The 18653-nt window shown below is 63.8% G+C and carries 19 protein-coding genes; all 19 read right to left on the reverse strand.

Translation table 11 applies throughout. The annotated features are described in order from the left end of the window. Nucleotides 1-2 precede the first annotated feature (2 nt). The 19 genes from flhA to fliE all read right to left on the reverse strand — a co-directional run bounded on the left by flhA (nucleotide 3) and on the right by fliE (nucleotide 18644). Nucleotides 3-2132, reverse strand: coding sequence for a flagellar biosynthesis protein FlhA (gene flhA, locus AC0MAZ_RS22015; protein ID WP_475859162.1), 2130 nt, complete (start codon nucleotides 2130-2132; stop codon nucleotides 3-5). A gap of 954 nt (nucleotides 2133-3086) precedes the next feature. Beyond that, a complete protein-coding gene (gene flhB, locus AC0MAZ_RS22020; protein ID WP_475859163.1) occupies nucleotides 3087-4229 on the reverse strand; it encodes a flagellar biosynthesis protein FlhB in 1143 nt (380 codons plus the stop codon). A gap of 2 nt (nucleotides 4230-4231) precedes the next feature. Continuing rightward, nucleotides 4232-5008, reverse strand: a complete 777-nt coding sequence (gene fliR, locus AC0MAZ_RS22025) for a flagellar biosynthetic protein FliR (protein ID WP_198742974.1) — start codon at nucleotides 5006-5008, stop codon at nucleotides 4232-4234. Nucleotides 5009-5015: 7 nt separating this feature from the next. Further along, nucleotides 5016-5285: a flagellar biosynthesis protein FliQ gene (gene fliQ, locus AC0MAZ_RS22030; RefSeq protein ID WP_050706662.1), complete on the reverse strand. Its 270-nt coding sequence runs from the start codon at nucleotides 5283-5285 to the stop codon at nucleotides 5016-5018. Nucleotides 5286-5306: 21 nt separating this feature from the next. Further along, nucleotides 5307-6062 carry a flagellar type III secretion system pore protein FliP gene (gene fliP / locus AC0MAZ_RS22035; protein ID WP_186714830.1) on the reverse strand — a complete coding sequence of 252 codons (756 nt, stop codon included), beginning with the start codon at nucleotides 6060-6062 and terminating at the stop codon, nucleotides 5307-5309. Beyond that, nucleotides 6062-6499: a flagellar biosynthetic protein FliO gene (gene fliO / locus AC0MAZ_RS22040; RefSeq protein ID WP_267967042.1), complete on the reverse strand. Its 438-nt coding sequence runs from the start codon at nucleotides 6497-6499 to the stop codon at nucleotides 6062-6064. The genes fliP and fliO overlap by 1 nt, the downstream gene beginning before the upstream one ends. Nucleotides 6500-6508: 9 nt before the next feature. Beyond that, nucleotides 6509-6973 carry a flagellar motor switch protein FliN gene (gene fliN, locus AC0MAZ_RS22045; protein WP_050706705.1) on the reverse strand — a complete coding sequence of 155 codons (465 nt, stop codon included), beginning with the start codon at nucleotides 6971-6973 and terminating at the stop codon, nucleotides 6509-6511. 46 nt (nucleotides 6974-7019) lie between these two features. Further along, on the reverse strand, nucleotides 7020-7988 hold the full coding sequence (gene fliM / locus AC0MAZ_RS22050) for a flagellar motor switch protein FliM (protein WP_050706665.1): 969 nt from the start codon (nucleotides 7986-7988) through the stop codon (nucleotides 7020-7022). A 10-nt stretch (nucleotides 7989-7998) separates the two neighbouring features. Beyond that, nucleotides 7999-8496: a flagellar basal body-associated protein FliL gene (fliL, locus tag AC0MAZ_RS22055; protein WP_050706666.1), complete on the reverse strand. Its 498-nt coding sequence runs from the start codon at nucleotides 8494-8496 to the stop codon at nucleotides 7999-8001. Nucleotides 8497-8643: 147 nt separating this feature from the next. Next, a complete protein-coding gene (locus tag AC0MAZ_RS22060; protein ID WP_475859167.1) occupies nucleotides 8644-9990 on the reverse strand; it encodes a flagellar hook-length control protein FliK in 1347 nt (448 codons plus the stop codon). Nucleotides 9991-10057: 67 nt separating this feature from the next. Then, entirely contained in the window at nucleotides 10058-10405 is a 348-nt protein-coding gene (locus AC0MAZ_RS22065; protein WP_254463829.1) for an Hpt domain-containing protein, read from the reverse strand. Between the two features lie 50 nt (nucleotides 10406-10455). Continuing rightward, complete coding sequence (locus AC0MAZ_RS22070) at nucleotides 10456-12147, reverse strand: SpoIIE family protein phosphatase (RefSeq protein WP_475859169.1); 1692 nt, start codon at nucleotides 12145-12147, stop codon at nucleotides 10456-10458. Between the two features lie 8 nt (nucleotides 12148-12155). Further along, nucleotides 12156-12461, reverse strand: coding sequence for an STAS domain-containing protein (locus AC0MAZ_RS22075; RefSeq protein ID WP_232856532.1), 306 nt, complete (start codon nucleotides 12459-12461; stop codon nucleotides 12156-12158). A gap of 287 nt (nucleotides 12462-12748) precedes the next feature. After that, nucleotides 12749-13204 carry a flagellar export protein FliJ gene (gene fliJ / locus AC0MAZ_RS22080; RefSeq protein ID WP_475859171.1) on the reverse strand — a complete coding sequence of 152 codons (456 nt, stop codon included), beginning with the start codon at nucleotides 13202-13204 and terminating at the stop codon, nucleotides 12749-12751. Between the two features lie 6 nt (nucleotides 13205-13210). Further along, nucleotides 13211-14566, reverse strand: a complete 1356-nt coding sequence (gene fliI, locus AC0MAZ_RS22085; protein WP_203651647.1) for a flagellar protein export ATPase FliI — start codon at nucleotides 14564-14566, stop codon at nucleotides 13211-13213. Next, the gene (gene fliH / locus AC0MAZ_RS22090; RefSeq protein ID WP_254463830.1) at nucleotides 14556-15329 is read right to left on the reverse strand and encodes a flagellar assembly protein FliH; all 774 of its coding nucleotides are present in this window, start codon (nucleotides 15327-15329) and stop codon (nucleotides 14556-14558) included. Before fliH ends, fliI begins: the two co-directional genes overlap by 11 nt. 176 nt (nucleotides 15330-15505) lie before the next feature. After that, nucleotides 15506-16525, reverse strand: a complete 1020-nt coding sequence (fliG, locus tag AC0MAZ_RS22095) for a flagellar motor switch protein FliG (protein WP_023631000.1) — start codon at nucleotides 16523-16525, stop codon at nucleotides 15506-15508. Further along, entirely contained in the window at nucleotides 16518-18296 is a 1779-nt protein-coding gene (gene fliF / locus AC0MAZ_RS22100) for a flagellar basal-body MS-ring/collar protein FliF (protein ID WP_050706673.1), read from the reverse strand. Before fliF ends, fliG begins: the two co-directional genes overlap by 8 nt. Nucleotides 18297-18311: 15 nt before the next feature. Beyond that, nucleotides 18312-18644 carry a flagellar hook-basal body complex protein FliE gene (gene fliE / locus AC0MAZ_RS22105; protein ID WP_050706674.1) on the reverse strand — a complete coding sequence of 111 codons (333 nt, stop codon included), beginning with the start codon at nucleotides 18642-18644 and terminating at the stop codon, nucleotides 18312-18314. Nucleotides 18645-18653 lie beyond the last annotated feature (9 nt).

Consider the following 18653-nt stretch of genomic DNA (forward strand, 5'->3'; position numbering starts at 1 on the left):
CCTCAGCCGTTGGGGCCCACGGTGGCAACAATGGTGACTTGCTTGTTGTCAGGTATTTCCTGATACGCCAAAACATGCAAATTCGGTACAGCCAGGCGACCGAAGCGCGACAGCATGGCGCGGATCGGGCCGGCGACCAGGAGGATGGCCGGCTGACCCTGCATTTCCTGACGCTGGGCCGCCTCGATCAGCGAACGCTGAAGCTTCTCGGCCATGCTCGGCTCAAGAAGAACACCATCTTCCTGACCCTGCCCGGCCCTTTGCAAACTATTGAGCAAGATCTGTTCCAACCTTGGTTCCAAGGTAATCACAGGCAGCTCGGACTCAACGCCGACAATGCTTTGCACGATGGCGCGGGACAAACCGACGCGCACCAGCGCCACCAGCGCGGCGGTATCTTGACTCTTCGCCGCGTTGTTGGCGATGGCTTCGGCAATGCTGCGGATGTCACGCACTGGTACCTGCTCGGCGAGCAGCGCCTGCAGGACCTTGAGCAGACCCGACAAGGAAATGACACCCGGCACCACCTCCTCGGCCAGCTTCGGCGAGACCTTGGCCAGCACCTGCAGCAATTGCACCACCTCCTCGTGCCCGATCAGCTCATGGCAGTGCTTCTGCAGGATCTGGTTGAGGTGGGTGGCGACCACGGTGCTGGCGTCCACCACCGTATAGCCCAGCGATTGCGCCTGGGCGCGCTGGCCGACATCGATCCACACGGCTTCCAGGCCGAAGGCCGGATCCCGCGAGGCGATACCATTGACCGAGCCGAACACCTGGCCCGGGTTGATCGCCAGCTCCCGATCCGGGTAGATCTCGGCCTCGGCCAGGATCACCCCCATCAGCGTCAGGCGGTAGGCGCTGGGCTGCAGGTCGAGGTTGTCGCGAATGTGCACGGTCGGCATGAGGAAGCCCAGGTCCTGGGAGAGCTTCTTGCGCACGCCCTTGATCCGCGCCAGCAACTGGCCACCCTGGTTGCGGTCCACCAGCGGAATCAGGCGATAGCCGACCTCCAGGCCGATCATGTCGATGGGCGAGACGTCGTCCCAGCCCAGCTCCTTGGTGTCCATGGCGCGCTGCGGTGAAGGCAGCAGGTCCTGCTGACGCTGGACCTCCTGCTCAGCCACGAGCTTGGCCTTCTGCTGTTTCTTCCATACCAGGTAGGCGCCACCGCAAGCCAACCCGCCCAGGCCGAGGAAGGCGATGTGCGGCATGCCGGGCACCAGGCCCATGACGATCATCAACGCACCGGAGACCGCCAGGGCCTTGGGCGAATCGAACATCTGCCGGTTGATCAGCTTGCCCATGTCCTCGGACCCCGAGGCCCGGGTAACCATAATCGCAGCGGCGGTGGACAGCAGCAGCGATGGCAATTGCGCCACCAATCCGTCACCGATGGTCAGCAGGGCGTAGACCTTGCCGGCGTCGCCGAAGGTCATGCCGTGCTGCAGCATGCCGATCAGCATGCCACCGATGAGGTTGATGAACAGGATCAGCAGGCCGGCGATGGCGTCACCGCGGACGAACTTGCTGGCACCGTCCATGGAGCCGTAGAACTCGGCCTCCTGGGCGACCTCGGCGCGGCGCGACTTGGCCTGGGCCTGGTCGATCAGGCCGGCGTTGAGGTCGGCGTCGATGGCCATCTGCTTGCCGGGCATGGCGTCGAGGGTGAAGCGCGCGCTCACCTCGGAGATACGCCCGGCGCCCTTGGTCACCACGACGAAGTTGATGATCATGAGGATGGCGAACACCACCGCACCGACGACGTAGTTGCCGCCGATCACCACTTCACCGAAGGCCTGGATCACCTTGCCCGCGGCGCCATGGCCCTCCTGGCCATGAAGCATGACCACGCGGGTGGAGGCCACGTTCAGCGCCAGGCGCAGCAGCGTTGCCACCAGCAGGATGGTGGGAAACGCGGCGAAGTCCAGGGGACGCAGGGCGTAGACGCAGACCAGCAGGACCACGATCGACAGGGCGATGTTGAAGGTGAAGAACACGTCAAGCAGGAACGGCGGGATCGGCAACATCATCATTGCCAGCATCACCAGCAGGAGCAGCGGCACGCCGAGGTTGCCCCGGCCGAGACCGGCCAGGTTGTTGCGGGCGTTGCTGATTAACTGAGTGCGATCCACCGCTATTCCTCTTCAAGCAAAACTTTGACGCCTGTGTGGCGGCTGGCGCTGCCTTTGCAAGAAGCTTTCCAACTTTTCTGGGGGTGGGGGTTTTCGGGGGTTCGGGGATTACTGTTTTGATTTTTTTATGCGCATTCATTGGCGATGGTGACGCATAGGCACCTTTTCGCCTTTACGGCGACCTACTTTTGCTCTTGGGCAAAAGTAGGCAAAAACCGCTGACTTCCATTCATCCGGCCCCTACGCTTCGCTCCGGGGTTCCCTCGCTCCGTTCTTGCTCCCGTGGGTACCGCGCTGTACGGCCCATCCTGGGCCGCAGCGCTCGACGGCCATCCATGGCCGTCGCCCCACTACGCAAGAACTCCGCTCGGCCTCCTGAAGTCGCAATTGGTGGCGCCTGAACTATCGCGCGTTTAGAAGCAAGAGCAAGAGCAAGAGCAAGAAATTCGAAGTTAGTTGTTTGACAGTTAATTATGTATTGGCTGTTCCGGCCCTTTCGCGGGGCAAGCCCGCTCCTACAGGGATCTATATAACGGCGACTATTGCGTGGGAGCGGGCTTGCCCCGCGATGTAATCGAGAGCTTAATTAAGCTTCAACTAGCGATAGCTGCGCCAGTCCAGGCGCCGCTCGTAACTTCGCGACTTCAGGAGGCCGAACGCAGGACTTGCGGAGGGAGGTGACGGGCATGGATGCCCGTCAAGCGCTGGGGCCCAGGATGGGCCCTGCAGCGCGGCCCTCCCGGGAGCAAGGCCGGAGTGAGGGGACCCCGGAGCGAAGCGCAGGGGCCGGATGAATGGAGCGAGGATTTTTTGGTGACTTTTTGATCCTTCAAAAAGTTACCCGCCGTAAGGGCGGAAAGGTGAATAAGCGTCGACATCACAAATGAATGCACATACAACTTTCAACACAACCACAACCACAACCAAACTCAACTCAACTCAACTCAACTCAACTCAACTATCCCGCCGCAAATCATCAGGAATCGGCAAATCCTCTTTCAAAGGCTCCGGCGCCTTCCCCTTGCCCGCCCGATACTGCCGAATCTGGAACACATAGGCCAACACCTGCGCCACCGCCAGGTACAACCCCGCCGGAATCTCCTGCTCCATCTCGGTAGAGTAATAGATAGCCCGCGCCAGGGCCGGCGACTCAAGTATCTGCACGTTATGCTCGACCCCGATCTCCCGCATCTTCAAGGCGACAAAATCGGTACCCTTGGCCACCAGCAGCGGCGCCGAGCCGCCCTTCTCGGGGTCGTACTGCAAGGCCACGGCATAGTGGGTCGGGTTGGTAATTATCACATCAGCATCCGGCACCGCCGCCATCATCCGGCGCTGCGACGCCTCGCGCTGCAGCTGGCGAATACGCTGCTTGACCTCAGGCTTGCCCTCGCTGTCCTTGTACTCGTCCTTCACTTCCTGCTTGGTCATCTTCATTTTCTTGTGGGTCTGCCACAGCTGGAACGGCACATCGGCCGCAGCGATGAGCAACAACCCAGCCGCCATCCACAACGCGCTCCAACCCACCACCTGAACCGAATGGATGATCGCCTGCTCGAGCGGTTCGTTGGCAATCGCCTGCAGTGCCTGGCGATCCCCGGCCAACACCACCAGTGCCACGATCAGGATCACGAAGAATTTGGCCAGTGCCTTGAGCAGCTCGGTCAGCGCATTCATCGAAAACATGCGCTTGATCCCCGACAAAGGGTTCATGCGACTGAACTTGGGCTGCAGCAGGCTTCCGGAAAACAGGAAGCCGCCCAACGTGATCGGGCCGACGAACGCGATCACGAACAGCAGGATCAGCACCGGCTGCACCGCCCAGATGGCCATCTTGCCCGAGGCCAGCAGGAACGCCGCCATGCTCCCCTCGTCCACCACCACCTCGCGGGTAAGGCTGAAGTTCATGCGCATCAGCGCCATCAATTCTTCAGCCAGGTGCCCACCAAAGGCCAGCAGTCCCCCGGCGCCAGCCAGGGTCACCGCCACCGTGTTCAATTCCTTGGAGCGGGCGACCTCACCTTTTTCCCGCGCGTCGCGCTTGCGCTTGTCGGTGGGTTCCTCTGTCTTGTCCTGACCGCTTTCGCTTTCCGCCATGTTCAGCGCGCCCGTGCCAGCTCACGCAGCCACTGCAGCGCTTCGCTGGCCAGTGCCTGATAGTGTGAAAGAATATCGGCCAGGCCGATCCAGAAGATCACCATGCCCAGCACCAGCGTGAGCGGGAAACCGATGGAGAAGATGTTCAACTGCGGGGCGGCGCGGGTCATCACGCCAAAGGCGATGTTGACCACCAGCAGCGAGGCGATAGCCGGCAGGATCAACAACAACCCGGCCCCCAGCACCCAGCTCATGCGCCCGGCCATTTCCCAGAAATGATCGACCACCAGCGCGTGCCCCACCGGCAACGTGGTGAAGCTCTCGGTGAGTATCTCGAACGCGACCAGGTGGCCATTCATCAGCAGGAACAGCATGCTCACCAGCATGGTCATGAACTGACCGATAACCGCGACGTTGACGCCGTTGGCCGGATCGACCATGGAGGCGAAGGCCATGCCCATCTGCACCGCGACGATCTGCCCTGCGACCACGAAGGCCTGGAACAGCAACTGCAGGGAAAAACCGAACAATGCCCCGACAATCACCTGCTCGGCGCACAACAGCACGCCACGCAGGCTCAACGGGTCGATTTCAGGCAGCGGTGGCAGGGCCGGCACGATCACCACGGTGATGGCAACGGCAACGTACAGGCGTATCCGGGCCGACAGCATCTTGGTGCCGATGATCGGCATCGTCATCAGCAAGGCGGTCACCCGGAACAACGGCAGGATGAAGGTGGCGACCCAGGTGCCGATCTGCGTGTCGGTCAATTCCAGCATCGTGGCGTCAACCGACCAGCTGCGGAATGCTGGTGTAGAGGCCGATGAAGTACTCCATGAACTTCTGCGTCAGCCACGGACCGACGACGATCAGCGTGACCAGCATCACCAGCAGGCGCGGAAGAAAGCTCAGGGTCTGTTCGTTGATCTGCGTCGCCGCCTGGAACATGGCCACCACAAGGCCCACCAGCAGGCTCGGCACCACCAGGATGGCGACCATCATGGTGGTCATCCACAACGCTTCGCGAAACAGGTCGATGGCGACTTCAGGTGTCATGCGAGGCTCTCCTTGACGGCGTCAGACACCGCCGAAACTTCCGGCCAGGGTGCCCATGATCAGCGCCCAGCCATCGACCAGGACGAACAGCATGATCTTGAACGGCAGCGAGATGATCAACGGCGACAGCATCATCATACCCATGGCCATCAGCACGCTGGCGACCACCATGTCGATGATCAGGAACGGGATGAAGATCATGAAGCCGATCTGGAACGCAGTCTTGAGCTCGGAGGTGACGAACGCCGGCACCAGGATCGTCAGCGGCACCTGGTCGGGCCCGGCGATATCGGTGCGCTTGGACAGGCGCATGAACAGGTCGAGATCGCTCTGCCGGGTCTGTGCCAGCATGAAGTCCTTCAACGGTACCTGGGCCTTGTCGATCGCTTGCTGGGCGGTCATCTGCTCGGCCAGGTAGGGCTGCAAGGCGTCCTTGTTCACCCGATCGAACACTGGCGCCATGATGAACATGGTCAGGAACAGCGCCATGCCGGTAAGCAACTGGTTCGAAGGAGTCTGCTGCAGACCCAGGGCCTGACGCAGGATCGAGAAAACGATGATAATGCGGGTGAAGCTGGTCATCAGGATGACGAACGCCGGGATAAAGCTCAGCGCCGTCATGATCAGCAGGATCTGCAGGCTGACCGAATACTCCTGCTGCCCGTCCGCCCCACTGGACAGGGTGATGGCCGGAATCGACAACGGATCGGCGGCCAGGGCCAGCGGCGCGGCCAGCAGCAGCGCCAGGGTCAACAGAAAGCGCACTGCGCCGCTCATCACTTCTTGTCCTTCTGGTCCTTGCCCATCAGCTCGAGCAGCCGCTGGGCGAATTCCGGCGTGGCCTGGCGCGCCGAGGCGGGCACATCCACGGGTTCGGCCAGCACGTGCAGGGCCTCGATGCTGCCGGGGGTATGGCCGATCAGGATCTGCTCCTTGCCGACCTGCACCAGCAGCAGCCGATCACGCGGACCGATGGCCCGGGTGCCGATGACCTCGATCACCTGGGCGCCCTGCTGCGCGCTGCCCTGCATGCGTCGCAGCAGCCAGGCCAGGAAGAAGATCAGCCCCACCACCAGCAGCAGGCCGATCACCGTTTGCGCCAGCTGCGCGCCCATTCCACCGGGCGTCGCCGTCGAGGCAGCAGCAGGCTCGGCGGCGGCGATCACCACCTCGCTGACCAGCAACGCACCGAAGGCTGTGACGCTCCGCAGCATGCCCTTCACTCAGCGCAGCTTCTTGATACGTTCGCTGGGGCTGATCACGTCAGTCAGGCGGATGCCGAACTTCTCGTTGACCACCACCACCTCGCCATGGGCGATCAGCGTGCCGTTGACCAGTACGTCCAGCGGCTCGCCGGCCAGGCGGTCGAGCTCGATCACCGAGCCCTGGTTGAGCTGCAGCAGGTTGCGGATGCTGATCTCGGTGCTGCCCACTTCCATGGAGATGCTCACCGGGATATCCAGGATCACGTCCAGGTTGGGGCCTTCGAGGCTGACATGCTCGTTGGGCTTGGGCGAGCTGGCGAACTCTTCCATTGGCAGGCGGCCGGCGCCGGCCGAAGCGGCGTCGGCTGCCAGCAGTGCGTCGATGTCAGACTGACCGGCATCACCGGTCTCTTCCAGGGCGGCAGCCCACTCATCGGCCAGGGCCTGTTCCTCGGGAGAGTTGATCTCGTTTTCGTTAGCCATGATTTCCTCGACAGGCATTCAATACGTTGGAGCGACCGGCACGCCGTCAGCGGCGTTCGATCGGGTCGATGATCTGCAGCGACAAGGTGCCCTTGTGCGAACCCAGCCGCGCCTTGAACGACGGCACGCCGTTGGCGCGCAGCACCAGGTGCTCCGGCAGTTCCACCGGAATCACGTCACCCGGCTGCATGTGCAGGATGTCGCGCAGCTTCAGCTGGCGACGGGCGACCGTGGCCGACACCGGCACGTTGACGTCCAGTACGTCTTCGCGCAGGGCCTTGACCCAGCGCTCATCCTGGTCGTCCAGGTCGGACTGGAACCCGGCGTCGAGCATTTCGCGCACCGGCTCGATCATCGAATAGGGCATGGTCACGTGCAGGTCGCCGCCACCGCCATCGAGTTCGATGTGGAAGGTCGAGACCACCACCGCCTCGCTGGGGCCGACGATGTTGGCCATGGCCGGGTTGACCTCGGAGTTGATGTACTCGAAGTTGACCGGCATGATCGCTTGCCAGGCTTCCTTGAGGTCGACGAAGCACTGGTCCAGGACCATGCGCACCACGCGCAGCTCGGTCGGGGTGAACTCGCGACCCTCGATCTTGGCGTGACGCCCGTCGCCACCGAAGAAGTTGTCCACCAGCTTGAACACCAGCTTGGCGTCGAGGATGAACAGCGCGGTACCGCGCAACGGCTTGATCTTGACCAGGTTGAGGCTGGTGGGTACGTAAAGCGAGTGCACGTACTCGCCGAACTTCATCACCTGCACGCCGCCCACCGCCACGTCGGCGGAGCGACGCAGCAGGTTGAACATGCTGATACGGGTATAACGGGCGAAACGCTCGTTGATCATTTCCAGGGTCGGCATGCGACCCCGCACGATACGGTCCTGACTGGTCAGGTCGTAGCTCTTGATGCTGCCGGGCTCGCCAGCGCTCTCGGTTTGTACCAGCCCATCGTCCACCCCATGCAGCAGGGCGTCGATCTCATCCTGGGACAGCAGGTCCTGCACGGCCATCTATGTGCTCCTACTGCAATACGAAATTGGTGAACAGCAGCTGGTCGACGACCGGCCTGCCGACTTCCTTCTGCGCCACTTCCTGCACCACCGCGGTGGCCTTCTGGCGCAGCATCTCCTGCCCGACGGGGCTGGCGGCAAGGGTGTCGAAGCCCTGGCCGGAGAACATCATCACCAGGTTGTTGCGGATCACCGGCATGTGCACCTTGAGCGCTTCAAGATCGGCCTGGCTGCGCCCCTGCATGGTGATGCTCACCTGCATGTAGCGCTGGCGGCCATTCTGGTTGAAGTTGACCACGAAGGCCGGTGCCAGCGGCTCGTAGATCGCCGGCAGCTTGACATTGCTCTGCGCGGCGTCAGGCGCTGGCGCCGACTCGCTCTTGTGCATGAAGAACCAGGTAGCGCCTACCGACAGGCCGACCGCCAGGAGCAGGGCCAGCACCAGCAGCAGGATCAACTTGAGTTTGCCTTTAGTGGCGGGGTCTTTCACTGCGTCACTCTTCGCCATGCCAATAATCCGTCGTCCATCGGGGTTTCAAGGAAGGATGACGTGGCTTGAGCAAGTGTTATGCCAAATCTGCCCGAGTCGGAAAGTACCAGCCCCGTCGCGGGAAAGTACCCGCCCGACGGGGCATGGCCAGGGCCGGGGGGAAGATCAGGCGTAGTAGTCGACCATGCTGCTGCCGATCACCGTCTGCTGCTCGACGGGATGCGCGGCATCGGCCAGTTCGCTGCCCTCCCCGGCCGCCTCGGCGCGCCTCGCCGCGACGCCGGACAGGTTCGACCCACCCTGCTGCGCCTGCTGCTGTTGCTGCTGCTCGCGGGACTGATCGGCCACGCTGACGTCCGGCTGCGCCAGGCCTTGCTGGGCGAACAGCTCGCGCAAACGGTAGGCCTGGCTGTCGAGGGCATCGCGCACCCCGGCGTGACCGCTGACGAAGTGAATCTGGGTGGATTGATCCGCCGCGACATTGACACGAATGTCCAGGCGACCCAGCTCGGCAGGTTCAAGCTGGATATCCGCCGACTTCAGGTTCTGGCTGGACAGGTACATGACCCGATTCACCAGGCCTTCGGTCCAGGCCCCCTGGTTCATCGCCAGCGGCTGCTGCAGCGGGTTCGGCGCTACCGGCACGGCGTTGGCGGTCTTGGGCGTCGCCGCTTGCGTCAGGTTTGCCAGGCGATTGGCGAAGTCATCCACACGCGTGTCGCTGCTGGCTTCCTTGATGTCCTTGAGGCCATCGTCGATCAGCCCGGCGAACGCCTTGTCACCACGCTCGGAGTGCCCGGCCTCGGACTCGGCCTTCTCTGTCACATTCGCCAAGGTATTGACGGCAGTCGCGGCCGGGTCGGCCGGTACCTGGCCATTTTCCGGGCGCGCGCTGGCGGCATGCGCCGAAGTCGTGCCCTTGGCCTGGGCCTCGTGCTCCAACGCCAGACGCAAGGTCGGCATATCGGCCAATGGGTCGGCCTCCGGATCGAAGTTTGCGTCCTTGAGGACCTCCTCACCGACCGGCGGAGCCGGCACGGCGGGTTGCGGCGTCTGCACCGCCGCCTGCAAAACCGGCGCGACCGCTTCGGCCTGGGCCTGGATCAACTGCGCGCCGGCCTGGGCATTGGTGATCTGCCCTGCCACCAGATTGGCATCGAGGGAGGGAGTATTACTGCTATCAGCCGACTCGTCCGTTTCGCCGACCGGCTTGGCTTCAGCCGTCGCAGGCAAGTTCTTGCCGTCATCGGCAACCGCTGGCTTGCTGGCATCCGCCGGCTTGCCGCCATTGGCGGGGGCTGCCTGCTCCTTGGGCTTGGCCGCAGCGGTATCCTTGGCAACCTTGACATCACGGGAAGGGGTATTGTCGCGACCCTGCCGAGCCATGACCTGGTCGAAGCCACCGCCCTGGCTGGCCGGGGCTTGCAGCGGTTTGTCCGCCACTCCGGCAGCCGGGCGCGACGCCGTATTGACGAGGCCGGCTTGCAACAATGGATTGGATGCGACAGGCATTGAAAGGTCTCCGCGGCAGAACTGGTAAAGTGCATCTGTGCGAAGAAAAGCAAAACTCGCGCCAGCTTTACTCGGCGGCGATTCGCTGACGCTCGCCACGGTAGAAGCGCTGGACCTCCAGGTACTCCTGGTCGATGCGGTTGATCAGGTCCTCGATGCCATACAAGGGTTGTTGACGCACTCGCTCCTCGAGCTGCTGACACAGCTTGGCCAGGCCCACGGCCCCCATATTGCTGCTGCTGCCCTTGAAACTGTGTGCGGCAAGACCCAGCTCGTCGGCATCCTTGGCCTCGAGCAGCTGCTTCAGCCGCCGTTCGGAGTCTTCCAGGAAGGTTTCCAGCAACTGCAGGTAGCCATCTTCCATGACCTCCCGCAAGTCACTCAGCACCTTCTGATCAATATGCATGTCCGCCACTTGTTCACTCCTTGATCAAGCCTGATTAGGCCCGAGCCGCGCAAACCGGCTCACCATTGAAACGCCACGCGCGCCAAGCGTCCACCCTCCAACCACTGGGCATTGCCGGCCAACCGCCGCACCAGGCCCACCCCTCGCCCACTGAAGCCCTGTTCCACTGGCGTGGCGGCCGACAGGCGCTCCACGTCGAAGCCCGCGCCGCTGTCGCGGACCTCGATGATCAGACGCCCACCCGCACCTTGAGGTTCCACCCGCAGGGCAATACCGACGCTGCCGTGCACCTCTCGCCCCAGGCGCTCGGCGCGCTGGCGATAGTACTCGGCGAAGCCTTCGGCGTCGCGCTTGAGCGCCGAGTCCAGCCCCAGCACACCATGCTCCAGCGCATTGGAGTACAGCTCGCTCAGCACACTGTGCAACTTGCCGCTGCTGGGCCTGAGACCGTGAATTTCCTGCAACAGCTGTACCAGATAAGGAACCGGGTTGAAACGCCCCAGGCTCTGGCCCCGCAACTCGAACTGCATCGACCAGTCCAACGGGCTGGAACGACCACTGTCGGAGTAAACCACCGCCTGCGGTACTGCATGTTCAGGCGCCAGCATGCGGATATCGCACAGGCTGATATCGTCACGAGACTGGCCGCCGAAGCCCGCCAGTGCCTGCATGACCTCGTCGAACAACACCACCGGATCGCGGTTAGCCGCCAGCACCGCCAACAGACGCTCGACGCCGAACAGGCATTCCCGGGCATCCCCGGTGTCGACCACGCCATCAGACAGCAGGAACAGTCGCTCCCCCGCCGCAAGCGGCCTCACCTCGGTGGTATCGTCGAACTGCTCGGGCGGCAGGATGCCCAGCGGCAGGTGACGCGAAGGCAACACCTCGAGCACCTCGCCTTGCGCCGACAACCGATAGCCATCCGGCATGCCACCGTTCCAGAGCTCCACGGTTTCTCGCTGGAAACTCAGGTTGAGCAACAGCGCACAACAGAACATGTCCACAGGCAGGATGCGCTTGAGCTTGGCGTTCATCTCCCGCAGCGTTTCGACCAGGCCGTAGCCCTTGGCGGTCATGCCATAGAACACCTCCGCCAGCGGCATGGCGCCGACCGCGGCCGGCAGGCCATGGCCGGTAAAATCCCCCAGCAGCACATGCATGTCGCCCGAAGGGGTAAACGCCGCCAGCAACAGATCGCCATTGAACAGCGCGTAGGGCGATTGCAGGTAGCGGATGTTCGAGGCACCCAGGCAGCCGGAGTGGGCGACCTTGTCGAACACCGCCTTGGCCACCCGCTGCTCGTTGAGCAGGTGATGGTGATGGCGGGCGATCTGGTCGCGCTGCTCCAGCACCGTCGCCTGCAGGCGACGCAAGCGGTCCATGGCTCGGATCTTCGCCGCCAGGATGACGGCGCTGTAGGGCTTGGCCATGAAATCGTCGCCCCCGGCCTCCAGGCAACGTACCAGCCCCTCCTCTTCATTAAGGGAGGTCAGGAAGATGATCGGCACCAGCGCCTCGCCGGCCAGCGCCTTGATCCGCCGCGCCGCCTCGAAGCCATCCATCACCGGCATCAGCGCATCGAGCAGCACCAGTTGCGGCCGCCGCTCGGCAAACAGCGCCACCGCCTGCTCGCCGTTCTCGGCAGTGACCACCTCATGCCCCTGGCGCCGGACGATCTGCGCCAGCAATAGCCTGTCCGCGGCGCCGTCCTCGGCCACCAGCACGGTCAACGGCTGATCGGCGGACATGGCCACGCTCAACTGATGTCGAACAGCTTTTCGAAGTTGGAGATCGCCAGGATCTTGCGCACATCAGGGCTGGCATGGACCACACGGATATCCGAATCCTCGCCACCGACATGGTCGCGCAGCAGCAGCAACATGCCCAACGCCGAGCTGTCGAGATACGTGGCCTCCTTCAGGTCGACCACCACGGAGTCCGGACGCGGGCGCTGGCGCTCGTAGGCATCCCTGAATTCCTGGTGCTTGCCGAAATCGAAACGACCCTTGACCTTGATCGTCAGCTTTTTCCCATCCTGTGAAAAATCAGTTTCGACTGCCATGCGAGCGATTCCTTCGATGATGGCGAATGCGACTTCTGAAGGTTTAGCAGGCGCTGACGGCAGGTGCAAGGTGGTGGACCTGGGTTGCCCCCGTGCAGGGCTGTCGCGCAGAGAACCGCGATTGCCTGGCCAGCACACACCCTGTGGGAGCGGGTTTGCCCGCGAAGCCGACACCGTGGTGGATGGCACGGGCTTCGCCCGTGTTCGCGGGCAAGCCCGCTCCCACAGGGATCGCGCCAGACTCTAAAAATTGAGCAAGACAGTTGCTCCCACAGGTCCCTGCTAAATCAATAAGGTATATGCTGGCGCGGCAGGCGCTGGGACAGCTCGTCGAGCAGCTTCTGCTCGCGCTTGTCCTCAGCCCGGCGCGCTTCGTCCAGGTAGCGCTGGACCAGCTTGCGCAGCCCTTCGACCCGGGCATAGGCCTGCTGCCAGGTGTTACGGGCGTTGTTCAGGTTGTTCTGGTGCCAGGCCATGCTCTGGCGCTGCTGGGTCATTGCCGCTTCCAACTGCCCAAGGAAGCGCTGGTAGTTCACCAGCCAGTTGCCGTCGACCCCCTGGCTGCCGCGATTGATCCACTGCTGCTGATAGGCCTCGCGAAAACTCTCGAGCTCGGCCTGCTTGGCCTGGGCATCGCTGAGCAGCCTCTGGAAATGCCCCAGGCGCTGGGCAGCCTTGCGCTCGGCCTCCTCGGCCATGTCCACCACCGGCACCAGGCGTGCCGCTCGGCTGGGCTGGGCCATGGCCTATCAGCCCGCCGGCGGCGCGAACACCGCGGCCAGTTCTTCACGGCTCTGCGCCATGCCGACGTTTTCATCCAGACCCTGGCGCAGGAAGTCCACCAGCCTGGGTTGCAAGGCGATGGCCAGGTCCGTCTCCGGATCGCCACCAGCCACATAGGCGCCGACGCTGATCAGGTCGCGACTCTGCGACAGGCGCGACCACAGCTGCTTGAACTTCTGCGCCTGACGCAGGTGATCGGGGTCGACCACCTGGGGCATGACCCGGCTGATCGAGGCCTCGATGTCGATGGCTGGGTAGTGCCCTTCCTCGGCCAGGCGCCGGGACAGCACAAAGTGGCCGTCGAGCACGCCCCGCGCCGAATCGGCGATCGGGTCCTGCTGGTCGTCGCCTTCGGACAGCACCGTGTAGAACGCGGTGATCGAACCTCCGCCCGGTTCACCATTACCAGCCCGCTCCACCAGCTTGGGCAGCTTGGCGAACACCGACGGCGGATAACCGCGGGTGGCGGGCGGCTCGCCGATGGCCAGGGCGATTTCGCGCTGGGCCTGGGCGAAACGGGTCAGCGAGTCCATCAGCAACAGGACATTCTTGCCCTTGTCGCGGAAGTACTCGGCGATGCGCGTGCAATACATCGCCGCACGCAGACGCATCAAGGGCGCGTCATCCGCTGGTGAGGCGACCACCACCGAGCGCTTGAGCCCCTCCTCGCCGAGGATGTGCTCGATGAATTCCTTCACTTCCCGACCCCGCTCGCCGATCAGGCCGACCACGATGATCTCGGCCTCGGTAAAGCGGGTCATCATGCCCAGCAGCACCGACTTACCGACACCGGTACCGGCGAACAGGCCCAGGCGTTGGCCGCGGCCGACAGTGAGCAAACCATTGATACTGCGGATACCGACATCCAGCGGTTGGCTGATCGGATCACGGTTGAGCGGGTTGATGATCGGGCCGTCCATCGGCACCCAGTCCTCGGCCTTCATCCCACCCTTGCCGTCCAGCGCGCGACCGGCGCCATCGAGCACCCGGCCAAGCATGCTCATGCCCATGGGCAGGCGGCCGCTGTCGTCCAGCGGCACCACGCGGGCACCGGGCGCCAGGCCGACAATACTGCCGACCGGCATCAGGAACACCTTGCTGCCGGCAAAGCCCATGACTTCGGCCTCCACCTGCACCGGGTGATAGCTGTCGTCGTTGATCACCAGGCAGCGGCTGCCCACCGCAGCGCGCAGGCCTTCAGCCTCCAGGGTGAGACCGACCATGCGCAGCAGGCGCCCTTCGACGATCGGCTGGTCGGGCAGCTTCACCGCGTCGGCGTAGCCCTCCAAGCGCTTGCCGAAGCTGGTACGGTCAAGGCGCATCGGCTTCACCCGCCGGCACGTCCAGCTCGACGGATATATCCGGCGCAGCAGGATGCAGGGCCTGGTCGTGGGACTGGTCGAACAACTGCATCACGGCCTTTTCGATGCGAGTCTCCATGGTCGCGTCGATACGGCTGTGAGCGGTCTCGATCCGGCAGCCGCCCGGCAGCAACGACTCATCCTCAAGCAGTTTCCAGCTCTCCTCATGACGCTCGCGCAAGGCCTTGGCCAGCTCGAAATCCTGCGGGTTGAGGTGGATACGGATGTTGTCGGCACCCATCGGCAGCAGTTTCAACGCCTCACGCAGGACGTGGGTGATCTGGTTCGAATCGCTGCGCAACTCGCGACCGATGACCTGGCGGGTCATGCTGGCGACCAGTTGCACCAGGGCTTTCTCGATCTGGGTGTCCTGCTCGGCGATGGGCTCGAGCAGATGGTTCATGACCTGTTCGAGGCTGGCCAATTTGGCCGCCAGGGCCACTTCGGCCTCCTGGCGAACCTTCAGCTGGGTGCTGTGGAAGCCTTCGCGCTCGCCAGTGGCGAAGCCTTCGTTGTAGGCCTCCTGGCGGATGGCCTCGAGCTCTTCGAGGGTCAGCGGCTGGACTTCCTCCAGCGGCACCTCTTCGACTTCTTCCTCGATAACCTCAGGCTCCGGCTCGGGTTGCGGCTCGGGCTCGGGGTCGAAGCTGGGCAGCGCCCACACATCCACGCCCTCGAGGTCGCGGGCACGGATCAGGTCGCTGGGGTGTTCGGTGGTGGACATGTTTTCAGGTACTCAAAAGCCATCTGCAACCAACGCGCCCCTGTAGGAGCGGCCTTGTGCCGCGAAAGGGCTGCAAAGCAGCCCCTCGATATCGATGTCACCGCAAAATTGTCGGGGCAGCCTTGCCCTTTCGCGGCACAAGGCCGCTCCTACAGGGGACCGCGTCGCCCCGCTGATCAGATCATTTCCTCGGCGCCCTTGCCGCCCAGCACGATCTCGCCGGCCTCGGCCATGCGACGGGCGATGGTGAGGATTTCCTTCTGCGCCGTCTCCACGTCGCTGACCCGAACCGGCCCCTTGGCCTCCAGGTCGTCGCGCAACAGCTCCGACGCACGCTTGGACATGTTCTTGAAGATCTTGTCCTTGACCCGCTCGTCGGCGCCCTTGAGCGACACCACCAGCACGTCCGAAGACACCTCGCGCAGCAGCGCCTGGATGCCACGGTCGTCGACGTCGGCCAGGTTGTTGAAGACGAACATCAAGTCTTCGATCTGCTCCGACAGGTCGCTGTCGATCTCGCGGATCGAGTCCATGAGCGCGCCTTCCACGGAACTGTCGAGGAAGTTCATGATATCGGCGGCGCGCTTGATGCCACCCAGGGTGGTGCGCGCGGCATTGGAGTTGCCGGAGAACTGCTTCTCGAGGATCTGGTTGAGTTCCTTGAGCGCCGCCGGCTGCACGGTGTTGAGCGACGACACGCGCAAGACGATGTCCAGGCGCACCTTGTGGTCGAAGTTGCTCAGTACCTCGCCGGCCTGGTCGGGGTCGAGGTAGGCGACCACGATGGCCTGGATCTGCGGGTGCTCGTAGCGGATGACGTCGGCCACGGCACGCGGCTCCATCCACTTGAGGCTGTCCAGGCCACTGGTGTTGCCACCGAGCAGGATACGGTCGATCAGGCCGTTGGCCTTGTCCTCGCCGAGGGCCTGGTTGAGCATCTTGCGGATATAACCGTCGGAACCGACGCCCAGGCTGGTCTGGTCGCCGACGATCTCGACGAACTCGCTCATCACCTGCTCGACCTGCTCGCGATGGACGTTGCCCATCTGCGCCATGGCCACACCGACCCGCTGCACTTCCTTGGGCCCCATGTGGCGCAGGACCTGCGCGGCATCGGTCTCGCCGAGCGAGAGCAGGAGGATGGCCGCCTTGTCGACGCGGCTCAGCTTGGCGGTAATGGCTCGATTGTCACTCATCGGCGTTGATCCACTCTTTCACGACCTGGGCCACGCGGCCCGGGTCTTCGGCCACCAGGCCCTTGATTGCGTTGAGCTGTGCCTCGTAACCCTCGCTCGGGCTCGGCAACAGAATGCTTGTCGGGCCACCCAGACTGACGCGGTCGTTGGCCAGTTCGCCATCCAGACCGATCATGCCGCCCAGCTCCATGTCGCTGTCCGTGGCAGCCTGCTTGCCGCCACCTGTGATGTTGTTGAGCACCGGACGCAGCACGCCGAACACCAGCACCAGGATGAACAGCACGCCCAGCACTTGCTTGACGATGTCCCAGAACCACGGCTGCGAGTAGAACGGAATGTCGACCAGCTCGTCGCCACGGTCGGCGGCGAACGGCACGTTGATCACGGTGACGCTGTCGCCACGGCTAGCATCGAAGCCCACTGCGTCCTGCACCAGGCGAGTGAAGCGCGCCAGGTCCTCGGCACCCCACGGAGTGCGGGTGGTTTCGCCGGTGGCGGCGTCGAGCTTGACCTGGTCGTCCACCACCACGGCCACCGACAGGCGGGTCAGGCGACCTTGCTGCTGACGGGTGTGGCTGATGGAGCGATCCAGCTCGAAGTTCTTGGTGCTCTGCTGACGCTTGTCGCTCGGGTACGGCGCAAGCATCGGCTGGCCGGTGGCCGGGTCCATGATCTGCTGGCCGTTGGCATCCACCAGCGGCTGGCCAGGCTGGATGGCACCGGCCGGCGTGGCGGCGGCCTTGGCGTTCTCGGGCGCGGAGGCGCCGGCCGGCGGCTGGTTGCTCAGGGCACCCGGCACACCTTGCGGGCCCTGGCTGCTGGCACGCTGTTCGTTGACCGACTGCTCGCTGCGCAGCGCCGGCTGGTCGGGATTGAACTGCTCGGAGGTGGACTCGACGGCGCTGAAGTCGACGTCGGTCGACACCTCGGCCTTGTAGCGGTCGTTGCCCAGCACCGGCTGGAGGATATTGTGCACGCGCTGGGTGAGCATGCCTTCCATGCGGCGGCTGTAGTCGAACTGCTTGCCTGCCATGGTCAGGGCGGTGTCCTGCAACTGGTCGGAAAGCAGGTTGCCCTTCTGGTCGACCACGGTCACCTGGGACTTGTCCAGCTCCGGAACGCTGGTGGCCACCAGGTTGACGATGGCCATGACCTGGCCCGCCTCCAGGGCGCGGCCCGGGTACAGCTCGACCAGCACCGAGGCGCTGGGTTTGCGCTCGTCACGCACGAACACCGAGCTTTTCGGGATCGCCAGGTGCACGCGGGCGGCCTTGACATTGTTCAGGCTCGACACGGTACGCGCCAGCTCGCCTTCCAGGCTGCGACGGTAGCGGGTGGCTTCCATGAACTGGCTGGTGCCCAGGCCCTGCTCCTTGTCGAGCAACTCGAAGCCGACGTTGCCATCGCTTGGCGCTACACCGGCGGAGGCCAGTTTCAGGCGCGCACGGGAGAGGTCGTCGGCCTTGACCAACAGGGCGCCGGAGTTCGGCTCTACGCGGTAGGGGATATCGGCGGCGGTCAGGGCATCGATCACCTGCTTGGTGTCGGTGCCCGCCAGGCTGCCGTACAGCGGCCGGTAGTCCGGTTGCTGCGACCACAGCACCACGGCGAAACCGATGGCCACGCTGGCGGCCAGGCCGACCAGCAGGCCGACCTGACGCAGCATGGGCATCTGCGAGATGTTTTCCAGGAATGCCATGCCGAACAGCGGCGGCTTGGCCGCTGGCGGACCACTCTTGGCGGGGGCGTTATCGACGACTGCTTCGGCCATGACTCACTCTCGCCCTTATACCGGCATCTGCATGATGTCCTGGTACGCCTGTACCAGCTTGTTGCGCACCTGGGTCAGGGCCTGGAACGACACCGAGGCCTTCTGCGAGGCGATCATCACGTCGGTCAGGTCGACCCCGCTCTTGCCGATCTCGAAAGCGTTGGACAGCTGGGAGGAGGCCTGCTGCGTTTCATGCACCTTGCCAATGGCCTGGCCAAGCATGTCGGCAAAGCTGCTCTGGCCTGGCGCCAGTTCAGGCGCGGCGACAGCCTTGGGCTGGGACATGGCTTCGGCCTGCATGGCACGCATGTCCAACATCAGACGATTGAATTCAACACCTTGGGTCATGGACTTCTC

The organism is Pseudomonas sp. A (assembly GCF_056270345.1).